Raw genomic sequence first — 16474 nt, forward strand, 5'->3', positions numbered from 1 at the left:
TTGCCGGGGCCCCTGTGTGAGGGCCGTCCATGGCCGCGCCCCGGACGGGCGTGTAGGACGGTGGTACGGGGGGCGCGTCCTGCCCCGTTCCGCCCGGCGGAGCGAGGGACGCGTACCCGGTGCCCCGGCCCCTGACGGGGAGTCACCGGCCGTCCTCCTCGGGCATGCCGTACGGGCCGAGGTGGCGGACCGCACCATCGCCGGGCGCCGGACGGTGGTTCGCGGACCCATGGAACCGGGTGAACCGGCGGCATAGCCTCCGCGCGTCCGACCACACGACCCCGGAGGCAGTCCGATGCGCCGCTCCACCAACTCCCCGCCCCGCTTCTGGAAACGGGGTGCCCCGGCCGTCCTCGCCCTGGCCGCCCTCGCGTTCACCCCCTCCGCGGCGACGGCCGACACCGGCCACCGCGGCGGCCACTGCGCGAACGCCGCACAGCTGCGCGTACCCGGCGCCGAGTACCAACAGACCGCCTGTCTCGACGAGTTGACCACGGCCGGGACCGTCGCCTCGGGACACACCGACGAGGCCGACTGGGCCGGGCTGACCCCGAAGGACCTGCCCGTGCCCACCGGGGTCCCCGGCACGCAGATCGACGGGTACTTCCCCGACACCTCCACCACCAACACCAACCACGGCTGGAAGCACGACGCCCAGTTCGTCGTCCGGCTGCCCGACCAGTGGAACGGCGGCCTCGTCGTGGCAGGCACCCCCGGCAACCGCGAGCAGTACGCCAACGACCGGGTCATCGCCGACTGGGTGCTCTCCCGCGGCTACGCCTACGCCGCCACGGACAAGGGCAACACCGGCCTCGCGTTCCACCGGGACGGGAAGGCGCCGGGCGACGCCATCGCCGAGTGGAACGACCGGCTCACCCAGCTCACCCGGGCCGCCCGCGCCACGGTCGCCCAGCGCTACCACCGCCCGCCGTCCCGCACCCTGGTGACCGGTCTGTCGAACGCCGGCTACCTGGTGCGCTGGCAGCTGGAGAACCACCCCGAGCTCTACGACGGGGGAGTCGACTGGGAAGGCACCCTGTGGCGCTCCGACGGGCCCACGCTGCTGGACTTCCTGCCCGAGGCGCTGCGCCACTACCCGGCGTACGCGGCCGGGGGCGAGGGCGCCGGGGCGGCCCGGGACGCCCTGCACGCCGCCGGCTACCCGGCGGGCTCGGAGTTCCTCTGGCCGTACCACCACCAGGTCTACTGGGACCTGACGCAGCGCATCTACCGCGAGGAGATCGACCCGGACTTCGACGGGGCCCTCGAAGCGGGCACCCCGTACTGCGCGCCGGGGACACCGGCCTGCGACGCCGACTACGACTACGCGGCGCGCCCCGACGAGGTGCGCCGGGCCGTGCGGAAGATCGGGCTCACCGGACGCATCGGCAAACCGCTGATCACGGTGCACGGCACCCTCGACGTCCTGCTCCCGATCAGCCGGGACTCGGACGTCTACGCCCGCATGGTGAACGAGGCGGGCCGGGGCTCCCTGCACCGCTACTACCGCATCGAGGGCGGCACTCACACCGACTCCCTGTTCGACGTGTTCCCGGACCGGCTGCGGCCGCTCACGCCCTGCCACCGCTCGGCGTTCACCGCGCTGGAGGGCTGGCTCACCGAGGGGCGGCGGCCTCCCGCCTCCCGGACCGTGCCGGCGCCCGCCGGTGCGGACGCCACGACCCTCGTCAACAGCTGCCCCCTCGCCGAGCGTTCCGCACCCCGGACCTGACCGGCACCACCGCACCGCCACCGTCCCGACCCGGCCGGATCGCCCCTCGCGATCCGGCCGTCGTCGATCCACGGGACAGCAGAATCGAAGAACGACGACTCCGGCGAAAGCATGTTCGGCAGACTTGTGGCGGTGGGAACCACCGGAGACCGTTGCTTTGTGGCTGTTCATCACATGGGACGAACCCGGAGCGCTCCCTACTGTTTCCGGCCATGACGAACACATTTCCCACCCCGGCCCCGCTGCCGCCGCCCGCCGCGGTCGACCTGAACGGACGCACGGCCCTCGTGACCGGCGGCGGCAGCGGCATCGGCCGGGCCTGTGTGCTCGCCCTGGCACAGGCGGGAGCCGCCGTGCACGTGGTCGACCGGGACGCGGCGGCGGCCGAGGCGGTCGCGGAGCTCAGCGGCGGCCGGGTCCACGTGGCCGACCTCGCGGACCGGGACGCCGTCGACCTCCTCCCGGCCGAGGTCGACATCCTGGTCAACAACGCCGGTCTGCAGCACGTGGCCCCGCTCACGGAGTTCCCGACGGAGCGTTTCGAACTGATCCAGAAGGTGATGGTCACCGCCCCGTTCCTGCTCATGCGACGGGTCCTGCCGCACATGTACGGACAGGGCTGGGGCCGGATCGTCAACATCTCCAGCGTCCACGGGCTGCGGGCCAGCGCCTACAAGTCCGCCTACGTCGCGGCCAAGCACGGCCTGGAGGGGCTGAGCAAGGTCGCCGCGATCGAGGGCGCCCCCCACGGCGTCACCAGCAACTGCGTCAACCCCGGATACGTCCGCACCCCGCTCGTCGAGGGCCAGATCCGGGACCAGGCCGCCGCGCACGGCATCAGCGAGGGCGACGTGCTCTCCGACGTCATGCTGGCCCGGTCGCCGGTCAAGCGGCTCCTGGAGTCCGAAGAGGTCGCCGCCGCCGTCCTGTGGCTGTGCGGCCCCCACACCGGCTGCCTCACCGGGGCGTCCCTGCCGCTCGACGGCGGCTGGACCGCCGGCTGAACCACCGCCGCGCCGTCCCGCACCAGAACCCCGCACCACCCCCTTCCGTCCCCACTCGTGAAACCCGGTGAATCCATGTCTGACACCCCCAGGCCGAGAGGCGGCATCGGCCGTATCGTCGCGGCGAGCCTGATCGGCACCACCATCGAGTGGTACGACTTCTTCCTGTACGGCTCGGCCGCCGCGCTGGTCTTCAACACGCTGTTCTTCCCCTCCGCCGACCCGCTGGTGGGCACCCTGATCGCCTTCGTCACCTATGCGATCGGCTTCCTGGCACGGCCGCTGGGCGGCATCGTCTTCGGCCACTTCGGCGACAAGATCGGCCGCAAGAAGCTGCTGGTCATCAGCCTCCTGATGATGGGCGGCTCGACCTTCGCCATGGGTCTGCTGCCCACCTACGAGACCCTCGGCGTCGGGGCGCCGATCCTGCTGACCGTGCTCCGGCTGGTGCAGGGCTTCGCACTGGGCGGCGAGTGGGGCGGCGCGGTGCTGATCGTCTCCGAGCACGGCGGGGACAAGCACCGCGGCTTCTGGGCGTCCTGGCCGCAGGGCGGCGCCCCCGGCGGAAACCTCCTGGCCACCGGAGTCCTGGCGCTGCTGGCCTCCTTCCAGTCGGAAGCCGCCTTCCAGTCCTGGGGCTGGCGCATCCCGTTCCTGCTGTCCGGGCTCCTCGTGATGATCGGGCTGTGGATCCGCGTGTCGGTCTCGGAGTCCCCGGTGTTCCTCGCGGCACAGGCCAAGGCCGAGGCGGACGCCGCCCGGGGCGTCAAGGAACAGGCCCCCGTCGTCCAGGTGTTCCGGCGCAGCTGGCGCGAGGTCCTCTCGGCCATCGGGGTCCGCTTCGGCGAGAACATCTCGTACTACATCCTGACCTCCTTCGTGCTCGTGTACGTCACCACCCACCTGGAACTGCCCAAGAGCACCGCGCTCAACGCCGTCCTGATCGGTTCCGCCGTCCACTTCGTCACCATCCCGGCCTGGGGGGCGCTGTCCGACCGCATCGGGCGCCGCCCGGTCACCCTGATCGGCTCCGTGGGCATGGCCGTCTGGGCGTTCGCCTTCTTCGCCCTCGTCGACTCCGAGTCGTTCGCCGTGATCACCCTGGCCGTGACCACCGGCCTGGTGCTGCACGGCGCGATGTACGGGCCGCAGGCCGCGTTCATCTCCGAGATGTTCGACACCAAGGTCCGCTACTCCGGCGCCTCCATGGGCTCCCAGCTCGCCTCCATCGTCGCCGGGGCCCTCGCCCCGATCATCGCCGTCGAACTCCTCCGGGAATTCGGCTCCTCCACGCCCGTCAGCCTCTACCTCTGCGCGGCGGCCGTGGTCACCACGGTCACCGTGGCGGTCACCCGGGAGACCCTCGGCCGCGACCTCACGCGCAGCCGGGACGAGGAGAAGACGGCACAGCGGCCCCCGGTCGCCGCGGGCGACCCGGCGTGACCCCGTCCCGCCCGTGAACCCCCGGTCCGCCGACGGCAGGAGCCGCCCGGCGGACCGGCCCGCACCCCGCACCGGGCACGGGCCGGACCACCGCCCCCGGCGCGTCTTTGTCACGTCGCCCTTTCCACCCGCAGCCGGACGGGACCCGACAGGCCGCTCACGCACTGCCCGGGGAAGACGAAATGCGTCGGGCTCGTCGCGTCCAGCCGGGGCGCCAGCGTCCCGAACACGGTGATGTCGACGGTATGGGTGCCGGGCCCGGCCAGTCCCGTCAGGTCGAACACGTACGGGGAGCACACCCGCACCCCGGCGGCCACACCCCCGATCCGCACCTCCGCCGTCCCCCGGACCCGCCCGAGGTCGAGCAGGACGCGCCCGTCGGCGGCCCCGGCGGGCACCGTCACCTCACGGCTGTAGCGCACACCACCGCTGTACTCGGCCAGCCCCTGGGCCTCCCAGTCGCCGAGGCGGATCAGCCCGGGGCCGACCACGCACCGCAGCGGACCGGCCAGCGCGGCACCGCCCTCGTGGCCGGGGCGCGTGCGAAGGCGCAGGGCCGCGGTGCGCGGCCCGCGAGGACCGTCGGCCGGCAGCACGACCGTCACGGTACGCACCCCCCGGGCCCCGACGGCGCCCACCTCGGCGGCGCACTCGACACCGTCCACGTACACCGTGGCCCCGCCGTGCACCGGCACCGTCAACCGGGTCGCGCCGGGCGGCAGCCGGCACCACAGCCACTCCACGGCGGCCCGGTGCCCGGGGACCGCGAACCGGACCGGCACCACCGTGCCGTCGTCCGCTTCCGGGTCCAGCCAGGAGGCCCCCGGCAGCGGGTGCGGGCGGCGGCGCAGATGCAGGGCGGCGGGGTCGCCCACCGGCTCGCGGCGCACCTCGACCGGCTCGCGCCCCCGCCCGCCCCCGGTCCACCACGTGCCGTCGCTGTGCAGCGTCGCCACCCGGCCCCCGGCCCCGTCGTCGAGGACCGCGTCCACGAGGACCGCCCGTTCGCCGTCACCGGAGGTCTCCACGGTGATGTCGTTGTCGCCGAGGCGCAGGGCTGCCGTCACGTCGTGCCGCCGCACCCGCGGGACCGCGTGCTCGGCGTACGGGTCGAAGCCGCCCTGCCTGCCCATGAGCCGTCCGTTCACCCACAGCGCGCAGGGCACCCGGGAGGCCAGCTGGACGACGGCCCGGACGGGAAGGACCGGCAGGCGCAGCGTCGTGCCCACCGCCCCGGCGGCGAGGATCCACTCCGGGCGCCGGTAGCGCTCCGGCTCGCGGACGAGTGCCAGATGCGCCCGCAGTACGCAGTCCCGGTCGGGGACCAGGTCGACGGAGAGCAGACGGGGCCCGGCCCCCGCCCGCACCCGGCCCGTCGCGAGATGGCCCCGGTCGTCCAGGGCCACGGGTGCGCCGTCGAGCCGGGCGCGCTTCGCCGCCGCGGCCCCGATCGCGAGGTACCCGTCGAAGTCCTCGTCCAGGTGCAGCGTCGTGCGGAGCCGCACCGCCTCCCCGGCGACCGCGCGGCCCAGGTGCACGAACTCCTCGGGCACGTGCCCCTTCGGCCCCAGCACGGCGCGGTGGACCGGGTCCTTGCGCACGCCCAGCGAGTCGGACCATTCGAGGACCGACGGGCGTCCCCGCCCGGGGGCACCGCGGAGGACGACCGCACGCGGACCGAACGTCGCGTGCACCGTCGCCCGCGCCGATCCGGCCCCGCCCGCCCAGCCGTCCCGTACCCCGTCCTCGCCCGCGGCCTCCACCCGGTGCCCGAAGGTCCGGCATTCGGTGACCACCGGGCCGGCGGACGGCGGACCCGTCGCGGGGCGGGCGAAGTCGCCCCAGGTGTCGTCGAGGGTCGGGACGAGCACCGCCCGCCAGTCCGCGTCCGGGGGGATCTCGACGGTGACCACGTCCTCACCCCTGCCGGCCGCGCCCGGGGCGGGCGGGGACCCTGGCACCGCCGGGGCGCCGTTCCCGGCCGGGAGGACCAGCAGCGCCGCCGGGCCCGTGTCGAAGGGGACCTCGACCTCGACGGCGCGGGCGTCGTCGGCGGCGGACACCACCGGCAGGGTCCGCGGAGCCCCGCCGAACGGGTCCAGCAGCACCGCGGGCCCCGCCACGTCCCGCACCCGCACCCGGGCACTTCGCGCCCAGCGGCCGGGGTCGAAGTCGTAACGGGCGTCCAGCCAGCCCAGCGCGGCGCCCCGCTCGTCGGGCGCGGCGACGCTCGCCCGGGTCGCCCGGGGGCTGCCCGCGGTCAGGAACACCACCGTGGCACCGTCCACCCGGCGCGCGAGCGCGGGAACCGGGGCGCGGACGACCGGGGGCGAGCCGGCCAGGGCGGCGGCCAGGGAACCGTCCGGGGCGTCCGCCGGGAGGTGCACGGCCCGGCCATCCGCGAAACAGGCCCGCAGCTCGGCTGCCGTGACGGCCGGACCCGGGCCGACGAGCCGCTCGGGAAGCGCGCCGAGCGCGATCAGCCGCCCGCCGGCCGAGGCGAATTCGACGAGCCGGTGCGCCGTCTCCCGCTCGATGACGGTGCACGCGGGCAGCACGACGGTGCCGTACGCCTCGTCCGCCACCGCCAGCCGCACCCCGTCGCGGGACCGGGAGAGCCGGGCACGGGCCAGGGAGGCGTCGTCGACGACATCGGCGTCCAGCCCCAGCCGGTCCATGACGCCCGGCCGGGTGCGGAACCAGGACATCTCCCCGACGAGGCCGAGATACACCGACTGGGCGTGCTCCGCCTCGTCCGTGACCCCGTCCAGGGCGGTGCCGGCCTGGGCCGTGGTGGTGGGCAGCAGGATCGCGACGTCGCACAGATGACGGCCCAGGCTCAGGGCCGCGCACAGCCGGGCCACCGCATCGGCGAGGACCCGGTGGTGGCGCCAGTACGGCTGCCGCCAGTCGGTCGCGGGCGGCGCCCACTCCCACCAGCCGCCCTTGGTCGTGTAGTAGACCGCGTGCGGGTTGTAGAGCGTCGCCCCGGCCCGCAGCCACGGCAGCAGCCAGTCGAACGTCTCCTCCAACGTCCCGCCCCAGCCGGTGGAGTGGAACGCCTCGATCCAGGTGCGGGGGCGGCCGTAGAGGTGGGCGAGCGAGGAGTGGACGCGGGCGTCGCCGTGGTGGTCGGAGCCGGGGGCCGAGAACCAGCGGTGGGTGCGGGCGTAGTCGGCGTACAGCCGCACGCCCCCGACGGGGTGCCCGGCACGGGCGGGGTCCTGCTGGTCGCAGCCGACGAGCAGGCCGTGCCGCTCGTGCCAGGCGGCCAGCGGCCGGAAGAACGCCGCCTCGGCCAGTTCCGCACGGGTCCTGTGGTAGTCGCGGCGGATCCGGTGGGCGTCCGGATCCGTGCTGTCCGCGTACAGGGCGTCGAGCCGTTCGGTGACGTCGTACCCGTGGAGGCGCAGGAACGACGCGGCGAAACCGGTGGACCAGGTGGGCAGGGCGGGCAGCTCGTCCTGGAACGAGCCGACGACGACGGTCCCGAGACGGTCCCCGAGCCGGCGCTCGAACTCCCCGTGCACCCGGTCCAGCAGTGCCGCGCACGCCTCCTCTCCGAGGTAGTCGAAGCCGAGCGCGTCGTGGTGATGGAGCGTCAGACGCCAGCGTCCCGGACCGGGCGCCCGCACGACCCCGTCGGTCACCGGGACCCGGACCGCGGGGCCGGTGCCCCGGCCGTCGTCGTCGACCGGTTCGGCACCGCCCGCCAGGGGACGGGCGCCGGGGGGACAGCGCAGCTCCCCGACACGGCCGGCCGAGGACTCGACCACGGCGCGCGTACGGTCGAGCCGGCGCCCGGCGCGGCCGGATCGTTCGTCGACGAGCCGGGCCTGGAGATCTGCGCCGGAGAAGCCGAGCTGGTCGTAGAACCAGAGCCCGGCACCGAGCTCGCGGGCGTCCTCGCACACGCCGTCGAGCAGTGCCCACCAGGCGTCGGAGAGGAAGGGCGGATCGTCGGCGTCGGAGCCGAACAACGGGCCCGACGGCGCCAGGTTGAGCAGGACCAGATGGTGCACCCCGCCCTCGGTGAAACGCTCCAGCTGGGCCCGCAGCCGGGACCGTTCGAGCCGTTCCCCGCTCCACCACCAGATGGCGACGGGGGAGAAGGCGCGCGGCGGGTCGGCGAACGCCGCCGCGAGGTCCGGTGGAAGGGGCCGGTGTCCGGAATGTGCCATGAGATGTCCTCAGCCCTTGAGGCCGCCCGCGAAACCCTTGATCACATAGCGCTGGAGGAGCACGAAGACCACCAGGACCGGCAGGGCGGCGAGTACCAGTCCCGCGAAGACGAGGCCGTAGTCGGAGACGTACTGGCCGACGAAGGCGAAGATGCCCACGGGCACGGTCTCCCTGCCGGAACCGCCCAGGTACAGCAGCGGGGTGAAGAAGTCGTTCCAGATGAAAACGGCGTTCAGGATGATCACGGTGCCGGTGACGGGGCGCAGCAGGGGGAAGACGACCCGGGCGAAGGCCTGCCGGTGGTTGCAGCCGTCGATCAGCGCGGCCTGGGCGTAGTCCTGCGGCAGCGCACGGATGAAACCGGTGTACAGGAAGACGGTGAACGGCATCTGGATGCCGGTGTAGAAGAGCACCATGCCGTGGTACGTGCCGAGCCAGCCCAGGTCGTCGACGAGTCTGTAGAGCGGGATCATGCCGAGCTGGAACGGCAGCACGATGCCCAGCAGGAACAGGACGTACAGCCCGTAGCCGAGGCCGCGGGCCCGGCGCGCCAGGCAGTAGGCCCCCGTGGACCCGAGGACGACCAGGAGCAGCAGGCTGACGGCGGTGATGACCGTGCTGCTGAGCAGGGCGGGACCCAGCGACGCCGAGGACCAGGCGTGGCCGAAGTTGGCGAAGGTGGGCGGCGAGGGCGGGGCCAGGGGCGACTCGGCGATCTGCCGGGGGTCCTTCATCGCCAGGGTGACCAGGGCGTACACCGGGAAGAGGAAGACGACGGCGACGGCGATCATGACCAGTTCGAGGGCGTACCGCCCGAACCGTGGTCTGCGCCCGCCGCCGCGGGGCCGCCGTTCCACCGGACCCCGGGCCGTTGCGACACTCACGCGGTGACCTCCCTCGCGCGCAGGTAGCGGAGCTGCACCAGGGACACCGCGGCCACGAACAGGGCGAGGACCAGGGCCACGGCGGTGCTGTAGCCGAACTTCCCGTAGACGAAGGCCTCCTTGTACAGGACGGTCGACAGCGTCTCGCTGGAGGTGCCGGGCCCGCCGTTCGTGGCGGCGTAGACCTGGTCGAAGAGTTTGAGACCGCCGATGGTCGACAGCATGAGGTTGACCGTCAGCGCCGGGGCCAGGAGGGGCCAGGTGACGTAGCGGAAGCGCTGCCAGGAACCCGCCCCGTCGATGCGCGCCGCCTCGTGGAGCTCGGCCGGCACGCCCTGGAGCCCGGCCAGGAAGACGACCATGGAGTAGCCCGCGTACTGCCACACGACCATCGCGGCGACCGACCACAGGGCGAGCGAGGGATCGCCGAGCCAGTCCTGGCGCAGCCCGCCGAGCCCGATCGCGCCGAGGACCCCGTTGAGCCCGGCGCCGTTGTCGGGGTTGTAGACGTACTTCCACAGGATCGCGACCATGACCGGGCTGACCACCGCGGGCGCGAAGAAGACCAGCCGCAGCACGGAGCGGGACCGGATGCGGGAGTGGACGCCCAGGGCGAGCAGCAGCCCGACGCCGTTCTGGACGACGACCACGGCGACGGTCAGCAGCAGGGTGTTGCCGACCGACTCCAGGGCCCGCTCGTCGTCGAGCAGGGCACGGAAGTTGTCCAGGCCGGTGAAGGAGAAACCGCCGATGCCGGACCAGTCGGTGAAGGCGTACATCACCCCGGCGAGGCTCGGGTAGAGGACGACGACCGCGTAGACGAGGAGCGCGGGGACGACGAAGAGCCGGGGCGGGAGGGTGTGGTCGCGGCGCCGGGCCGGGCGGTCGGGACCGGGGCGCGGCCCGGCCCGGCCCCCGGCGACCGCGCGTTCCTCGAAGGACGTGCTCGTCACGACGCCTTCCCGTAGGCCTCGTCCATCCGCGCCAGCGCGCCGTCGACGTCCGTCTTGTCCGCGAGCAGCTCCTGCACGGCGGCGAAGTGGGCGGGCTGCACCTCGGCGTTGGGCCAGCTCTGATCCATGAAGGGAACGGCCCGGTTGCCGTCGATCGCGGGCAGGAAGGAATCGAGGACCGGATCGATCCTGGTCGAGGAGTCGCGCTTGAACGGGATCGCGGCCACGGACCGCGCCCAGCGGTCGACGTTCTCCTGCTTCCCGAGGAACTCGACGAACGCCTTCGCCCCGGCCGACTTCCCGGACCGTGCGGAGATCCCGAGCCCGACGACGATGCCCGCCGGGATCCACAGCTTCCCGGCGTCGTCACCGCCGGGGAAGGGGAACATGCCGAGGTCGTCCGGGGTCCGGGCGGCCTGGCGGAAGTTGGCGAGCACGGCGGAGACCTGGACGGCCATGGCCGCCCTGCCACCGGCGACCATCGAGGTCTGCTGCTCGTACGTCGTCCCGTTGGGGTTGTCGTTGAAGAATCCCCGGCGCTGCAATTCCTTGTACCTGCCCAGCGCCTCGGCCCATCCGGAGCCGCGGAAATGCGCCTTGCCGGAGGTCATTTCGGCGTCGAATCCGGGATTCTTCGCATGGACGGCGTTGGGGACCAGCGCGTAGGTGATCAGCTGGGTGACCCAGGGGGTCTGGGCGCCGAGCGCGATCGGGATCACGCCCTTCGCCTTCAATTTCGCGCAGACGTCGAGGAGTTCGCTCCAGGTCCGGGGCGGTTCGACCCCGGCGTCGGCGAAGACCTTCTTGTTGTGGATGGCGCCGATGACACTGCTGCCCGCCGAATACAGATAGGTCCTGCCCTCGTGCCGGTAGGCGGGGTGGAAATTCTTCGGAACCTCCTCGGTCCAGCCCTGTTCGCTGAGATCGGCCAGGAGCCCGGCCCTGGCCAGTTCGACCATGGACATGGCGCTGCCGCTGCCGGGGTAGAGCACGTGCACGTCCGGGGCGTTGCCACCGGCGAGCCGGGTGCGCACCACCGTCTGCACCTGGTCCGTGGGTGCGAAGGAGGTGGCGAACGCGGCGTCGGGGTGGGACCTGCGGTACCGCGCGACCATGTCCTCCACCGGCTTCTGCTGGTCGGCGACGCCGACGACGCGCAGCTTTCCGGAGCCGCCGCCCGAATCGGAGCAGGCCGTCAGGGCGGGGGGAAGCGCGGTGAGCGCCGCGGCCCCGCCGCCGATGCGGAGAAAGCCGCGGCGGCCGAACGCGCTCCGGCCCGGCCGGAGATGAGAACGCGTCGTCATGGTGTGTCCTCCTCGTGCTGACGGGCGGGCGAATGGTTTCGCCGCCGGTTCCGACGTACTTCGGCTAGGGAGTCCCGGTGCGGCCGTCCGCCGGGGAGTAGAGGGCGGTGAAGCGGTACGAGCCCGAGGCCACGCGGTGGAGCACATCGCCGGAGGCGGTCGCGACCGGTGTGACATGGCGGTCGCCGGCCCCCGGCGCCACCCCCGACTCGCGGACCGAGCCGGGGTCCGTGGTCGGCACGTACACATCGGCGGTGGCGCCGGGCGGCACCCGTACGCACAGGGTGATCCGGTCGTCGTCCCGCTCCCAGGAGACCGCGACGGTGCCGCGGACCGATTCGTGGCGGGCGCTCGCACGGCGGAGGGGGCCGGGGCGCGGCCGGATCAGCAGGTGCCGGTAGCCCGTGGAGTCGGGTGTCTGGTCCAGGCCCGCGACACCGCGGTAGAGCCATTCGCCGATCGAGCCGAGCGCGTAGTGGTTGAAGGAATTCATCGAGGGGGCGCGGAATCCCGCCCCGGGCGTCCACCCGTCCCAGCGCTCCCAGATCGTGGTGGCGCCGTGCCGCAGGGGGAACCGCCACGAGGGCACCTCGTCGCGCAGCAGGAGGGCGTGGGCGAGAGCGGAGTACCCGTGGGCGTCGAGGACGGGGGCGGCGAGCGCGACCCCGAGGAAACCCGTCAGTAGGGCGGGACCGGCCGACTCGACGAGCCGGGCGAGCCGGCCGGCCGCGGCACCGGTCAGGGAGGCGGGCAGCAACTCGAAGGCGAGCGCGAGGAGATACCCGGTCTGGGTGTCCCCGGCGACGCGCACGCGGGGGCCGCCCGCCCCGGTCCCGTCCACGGTGACGAAACGCTCGGTGAACGCGCGCCGGACCTCGTCGGCCAGCCGGTGGTACCGCCGGGCGGTGTCCTCGTGCCCGAGGACACCGGCGGCCTTCGCGGTGAGGCGGGCGCTGTGCGCGAAGTACGCCGTGGCGACGACGTCGCGCGGGGTGGGGGTGCCGGGGGCGAGCCAGTCGGAGAAGTGCGGACCCACCCGGTGGCGCCAGATCAAATCGGGGTTGTGACGGTGGATCAGATCGACCCAGGCGCACATGCCGTCCAGCGCCCGGGAGAGGAAACGCGGATCGTCGTAGACGCGGTGGAGGTGCCACGGGACGATCACCCCCGCGTCGCCCCAGCCGGGCGCGCCCTCGTCGGCCACCCCCACGAGCCGCGGGGCGACATTGCCGAAGCCACCGTCCGGGGTGCGGGCGTCCTCGATGTCGCGCAGCCACTTGGTGAAGAACGCGGCGACGTCCGCGTTGAGCGCGGCGGTGGGCAGGAACACCTGCGCGTCCGCCAGCCAGCCGAGCCGCTCGTCGCGCTGCGGGCAGTCCGTGGGCACGCTGACGAAGTTCGAGCGCTGCCCCCACGCCACGCAGTCGTGGAGCCGCCGCAGCTCGGCGTCCGAGCAGTCGAACTCCCCGGCCCACGGGGTGTCGCTGTGCAGGACGACGGCGACGACGTCGTCCTTCGACAGCTCCGGAAGACCGCTGATCCCGGCGTACCGGAACCCGTGGTACGTGAACCGCGGCTCGAACACGACGGGCCCGCGCCCGTTCCCGACGAGCACATCGGTCGCGGCGGCGGTGCGCAGATTCGCCGTGTACAGCCCTCCGGACGCGTCCAGGACCTCCGCGTGACGGATCGTCACCCGGGCCCCGGCCGCGAGCCCGGCCACCCGCAGCCGCACCCGGCCCGCGATGTTCTGGCCGAAGTCGACGACATGGGTGCCGGGCGAGACGCGCCGTACCGAGCGGGGGCGCAGTTCCCGCGTCGCCCGCACGGGCTCGTCGACGGACGCCACGAGCAGCCGGTGGTCGGTGTCCGTGACCAGGGCCGGGGACCAGCCGGAGTCGTCGAAACCGGGCAGGTCCCAGCCGTCGGACGCGTGCCGCAGGTCGTGGCACTCGCCCATCAGCAGATCCGCGTGCCGGACGGCCCCGGTGGCGGTGCGCCAGGTTCCGTCGGTGACGACCGAGGTGGAGCCGCCGTCCGAGCCGGTCGTCCGGAGCTCCGCCAGGAACTGGGGGAACGAGCCGTAATGGGCTCCGGCCCGGCGCGGCTCGAAGCCGACGAACCCGCTCCACCAGCCGTCCGCGACGGTGGCCGCCAGCACGTTCTCCCCGTCGCGCAGCAACCCGGTCACGTCGTACGTCTGGTACTGGACGCGGTGGCGGTAGTCCGTCCAGCCGGGCGCCAGTTCGGCGTCGCCGACCCGTACGCCGTTGAGCCGCACCTCGTACAGTCCCCGCGCGCTGACGTACAGCCGGGCCCGGGTGCCGGCCGCCGCGGTGAAGGAACGCCGCAGGACGGGGCACGGAGCGAGCCCGTGGTCGTCCAGGGCGAACTCGCCCTCGGTGGGCGCGTCCATGAGGTCGACCGGGCGCGGGTCGTGGGCGATCCAAGACGCCCGCCACCGGGCGGTGCCGGTGAACGCCGTCTCGAACCAGGACGTGGCCTCGGCGGGGGCGTCCGACCCGGCCCGCCACACGGAGACCCGCCAGTGACAGCGCGTCAGGGGCGGGAGGGCCGGTCCGGCGTACTGGACGGCCGTCGCGCCGGCGTCGGCCACCCGGCCGGTGTCCCACAGGAGCCGAGCGTCCCCGTCCAGGTCCTCGGCGTGTTCGGCGACCCGGACCCGGTGGGCCACGGGATCGTCGCCGCGGTGGTCGGACGCGAGCCGCCAGGACAGCCGGGGCGCGGGCTCGTCGATTCCCAGCGGGGTGGTGCGGTGCTCGCACCGCAGGCCGTGGGGCCGCAGCGTCGTGGTCGTGGCTCCGGGACGGCGGGGCGCCGTCCCCTCGTCGGGGCGGGAGACGGACGGGTCGGCTGCCGGGGAACCGGACACGAGCACGTCCTTCCGTCGCACCGAATTTCCCGATGTGAAATCTAACGTTAATTCTGTGGCGTGGAGACTATGAGTCGCCCCGGGGGGTGTCAAGAGTGTTGTAGAGCTGTCCCCGGTCGCCCCGGAAAAGGGGCGATGTGGTCCCAACTAACCGTCTGTGAACGGTATTGCGACTGTCGGCGGGTGGTCTTGTGGCGTGTGATTCCCTGTGATATTCACCCTGTGATTACCACACGGACGGACGTGAAATCACGTGCCGATCCCGGCTCGTACCGGACGGAATTCCGCCCGACGAAGGGACGAGTTTCATGCAGATGGAGAGTGCGTCAAGTGGTACCGGAACGTTCGGCAGACGCGCGATGTTAGGCGGAACGGTCGGCCTGGCCCTGGCCGCGGCCGGCGCCTCCGCGAGCAGGGCATGGGGTGACACGCCCTTCCGCGAGGACCCGTTCACCCTCGGGGTCGCGTCCGGCGACCCGTGGCCGGACGGGGTCGTGCTGTGGACCCGCCTCGCCCCCCGGCCCCTCGCCCCCGACGGAACCGGGGGCATGCCGCCCCACGCCGTCGACGTGCAGTGGGAGATCGCCCGCGACGAACGCTTCCGGTCCGTCGTGCGCCGGGGACGTACCCGCGCGGTGCCCGAACTCGCCCACTCCGTCCACGTCGAGGTTTCCGGGCTGCAGCCGGGCAGGCACTACTACTACCGCTTCCGGGCCGGCGGCGTGCACAGCCCCGTGGGGCGCACCCGCACCGCACCCCCGCCGCACAGCCGGCCCGAGGAACTCGACTTCGCCTTCGTCTCCTGCCAGGCGTGGTTCGAAGGCTTCTACACCGCCTACCGGCACCTCGCCGAGGAGGACGTCGACCTGGTCCTGCACCTCGGCGACTACATCTACGAGAACCCCATCGACGCCATGGGCGGCGTGCGCAACGTCCCCGTCGCCGCCGAACTGCGGCCCGAGCCGATGAACCTCGTCCAGTACCGCAACCGCCACGCCCTGCACCGCTTCGACCCCGACCTCATCGCCGCCCACCGGGCCCACCCGTTCGCCGTCGTCTGGGACGACCACGAGGTGGAGGACAACTGGGCGCGCGACAGGTCCAAGGCCGACACCGAGCCCGACCAGGACCCGGCGGTCTTCCGCGAGCGGGCGGCGGCGGCCTTCCAGGCGTACTACGAGCACCTGCCGCTGCGGCTGCCGAACCGGCCGAACGGCTTCGAGGCGCGGATGTACCGCAGCCTGCGCTACGGGCGGATGGCCACCTTCCACATCCTGGACACCCGGCTCTTCCGCGACGACCAGCCCTGCGGCGACGGCTCGAAGAGCGGCTGCGGCGAACGGCTGGCCCCCGGCCGCACCATCCTCGGCCCGGAACAGGAACAGTGGCTGTACCGCGGTCTCGGCCGCTCCGACGCGACCTGGAACATGATCTCCCAGCAGATCCCCGTGGCCCAGGTCGACACCGACCCAGGCCCCGGGCAGACGTTCGTGATGGACTTCTGGGACGGCTACGTGGACGCGCGCCGGAGGCTGTTCAAGGAGATCACCGACCGCAGTGTGAACAACCCGGTGGTGCTCACCGGCGACATGCACCGGCACCTCGCCGCCGACCTCAAGCAGGACTTCGACGATCCGGAATCGCCCACGCTCGGCGTCGAGTTCGTCGGCTCGTCCATCTCCACCAGCAAGGACGGCATGGACCTGGACCCCTCGGGAGCCAGGCTGCTCGCCGCCAACGAGCACATAAAGTTCACCAACTTCCAGCGGGGTTACGTGCGTTGCGCGCTGACCCGGGAGACCTGCCGCGCCGACTTCCGGGTCCTGCCGTACGTCACCGCCCCCGGCGCGCCCGTCTCGACCCGGACCTCCTTCGTGACCGAGGCGGGCAGGCCCGGACTCCAGCAGGCCTGAGGAAACGTCGGCCGCCCCCGCCGGGAGGGCGACGGGGGCGGCCGGCACCGGGTGCGACTCCTGCTCCTGGGAGCGCTCCCAAGAAGGTATGGCGATGTTCACCCATCGAGGGCCGGGCGGCAAGTGCTCCCCGGCCCCACCGGGAGCCGGGGACGGGCGCTCCGTC

9 protein-coding genes are annotated in these 16474 nt (G+C 73.2%); 4 read left to right on the forward strand and 5 right to left on the reverse strand.

Features of this window, described 5'->3' with window-relative positions:
• Positions 1 to 295 precede the first annotated feature (295 nt).
• The 3 genes from ACWCXX_RS23935 to ACWCXX_RS23945 all read left to right on the forward strand — a co-directional run bounded on the left by ACWCXX_RS23935 (position 296) and on the right by ACWCXX_RS23945 (position 4179).
• The gene (locus tag ACWCXX_RS23935; RefSeq protein WP_451130406.1) at positions 296 to 1732 is read left to right on the forward strand and encodes a 3-hydroxybutyrate oligomer hydrolase family protein; all 1437 of its coding nucleotides are present in this window, start codon (positions 296 to 298) and stop codon (positions 1730 to 1732) included.
• 212 nt (positions 1733 to 1944) lie between these two features.
• Complete coding sequence (locus ACWCXX_RS23940; RefSeq protein ID WP_451130408.1) at positions 1945 to 2736, forward strand: 3-hydroxybutyrate dehydrogenase; 792 nt, start codon at positions 1945 to 1947, stop codon at positions 2734 to 2736.
• 75 nt (positions 2737 to 2811) lie between these two features.
• Positions 2812 to 4179 (forward strand): MFS transporter, encoded by a 1368-nt coding sequence (locus tag ACWCXX_RS23945; RefSeq protein WP_451130410.1) that lies wholly within the window; start codon positions 2812 to 2814, stop codon positions 4177 to 4179.
• A 110-nt stretch (positions 4180 to 4289) separates the two neighbouring features.
• Here ACWCXX_RS23945 and ACWCXX_RS23950 read toward each other — a convergent pair whose 3' ends face one another.
• The 5 genes from ACWCXX_RS23950 to ACWCXX_RS23970 all read right to left on the reverse strand — a co-directional run bounded on the left by ACWCXX_RS23950 (position 4290) and on the right by ACWCXX_RS23970 (position 14395).
• A complete protein-coding gene (locus ACWCXX_RS23950; RefSeq protein WP_451130412.1) occupies positions 4290 to 8360 on the reverse strand; it encodes a hypothetical protein in 4071 nt (1356 codons plus the stop codon).
• A gap of 9 nt (positions 8361 to 8369) precedes the next feature.
• On the reverse strand, positions 8370 to 9245 hold the full coding sequence (locus ACWCXX_RS23955) for a carbohydrate ABC transporter permease (protein ID WP_451130414.1): 876 nt from the start codon (positions 9243 to 9245) through the stop codon (positions 8370 to 8372).
• A complete protein-coding gene (locus ACWCXX_RS23960) occupies positions 9242 to 10198 on the reverse strand; it encodes a carbohydrate ABC transporter permease (RefSeq protein ID WP_451130416.1) in 957 nt (318 codons plus the stop codon). Before ACWCXX_RS23960 ends, ACWCXX_RS23955 begins: the two co-directional genes overlap by 4 nt.
• A complete protein-coding gene (locus tag ACWCXX_RS23965; RefSeq protein ID WP_451130418.1) occupies positions 10195 to 11502 on the reverse strand; it encodes an extracellular solute-binding protein in 1308 nt (435 codons plus the stop codon). Before ACWCXX_RS23965 ends, ACWCXX_RS23960 begins: the two co-directional genes overlap by 4 nt.
• Before the next feature lie 64 nt (positions 11503 to 11566).
• Entirely contained in the window at positions 11567 to 14395 is a 2829-nt protein-coding gene (locus tag ACWCXX_RS23970; protein WP_451130420.1) for a family 78 glycoside hydrolase catalytic domain, read from the reverse strand.
• A gap of 359 nt (positions 14396 to 14754) precedes the next feature.
• Here ACWCXX_RS23970 and ACWCXX_RS23975 point away from each other — a divergent pair, with 359 nt between their 5' ends.
• On the forward strand, positions 14755 to 16308 hold the full coding sequence (locus ACWCXX_RS23975) for an alkaline phosphatase D family protein (protein ID WP_451130422.1): 1554 nt from the start codon (positions 14755 to 14757) through the stop codon (positions 16306 to 16308).
• The last annotated feature ends 166 nt before the right edge of the window (positions 16309 to 16474 follow it).

The organism is Streptomyces sp. NPDC001732, from assembly GCF_053596315.1.

Excerpts from the sequence above, each read along its gene's own strand:
- ACWCXX_RS23935 (WP_451130406.1), top strand. The coding sequence starts at position 296 with ATGCGCCGCTCCACCAACTCCCCGCCCCGCTTCTGGAAACGGGGTGCC.
- ACWCXX_RS23940 (WP_451130408.1), top strand. The coding sequence starts at position 1,945 with ATGACGAACACATTTCCCACCCCGGCCCCGCTGCCGCCGCCCGCCGCG.
- ACWCXX_RS23945 (WP_451130410.1), top strand. The coding sequence starts at position 2,812 with ATGTCTGACACCCCCAGGCCGAGAGGCGGCATCGGCCGTATCGTCGCG.
- ACWCXX_RS23950 (WP_451130412.1), bottom strand. The coding sequence starts at position 8,360 with ATGGCACATTCCGGACACCGGCCCCTTCCACCGGACCTCGCGGCGGCG.
- ACWCXX_RS23965 (WP_451130418.1), bottom strand. The coding sequence starts at position 11,502 with ATGACGACGCGTTCTCATCTCCGGCCGGGCCGGAGCGCGTTCGGCCGC.
- ACWCXX_RS23975 (WP_451130422.1), top strand. The coding sequence starts at position 14,755 with ATGTTAGGCGGAACGGTCGGCCTGGCCCTGGCCGCGGCCGGCGCCTCC.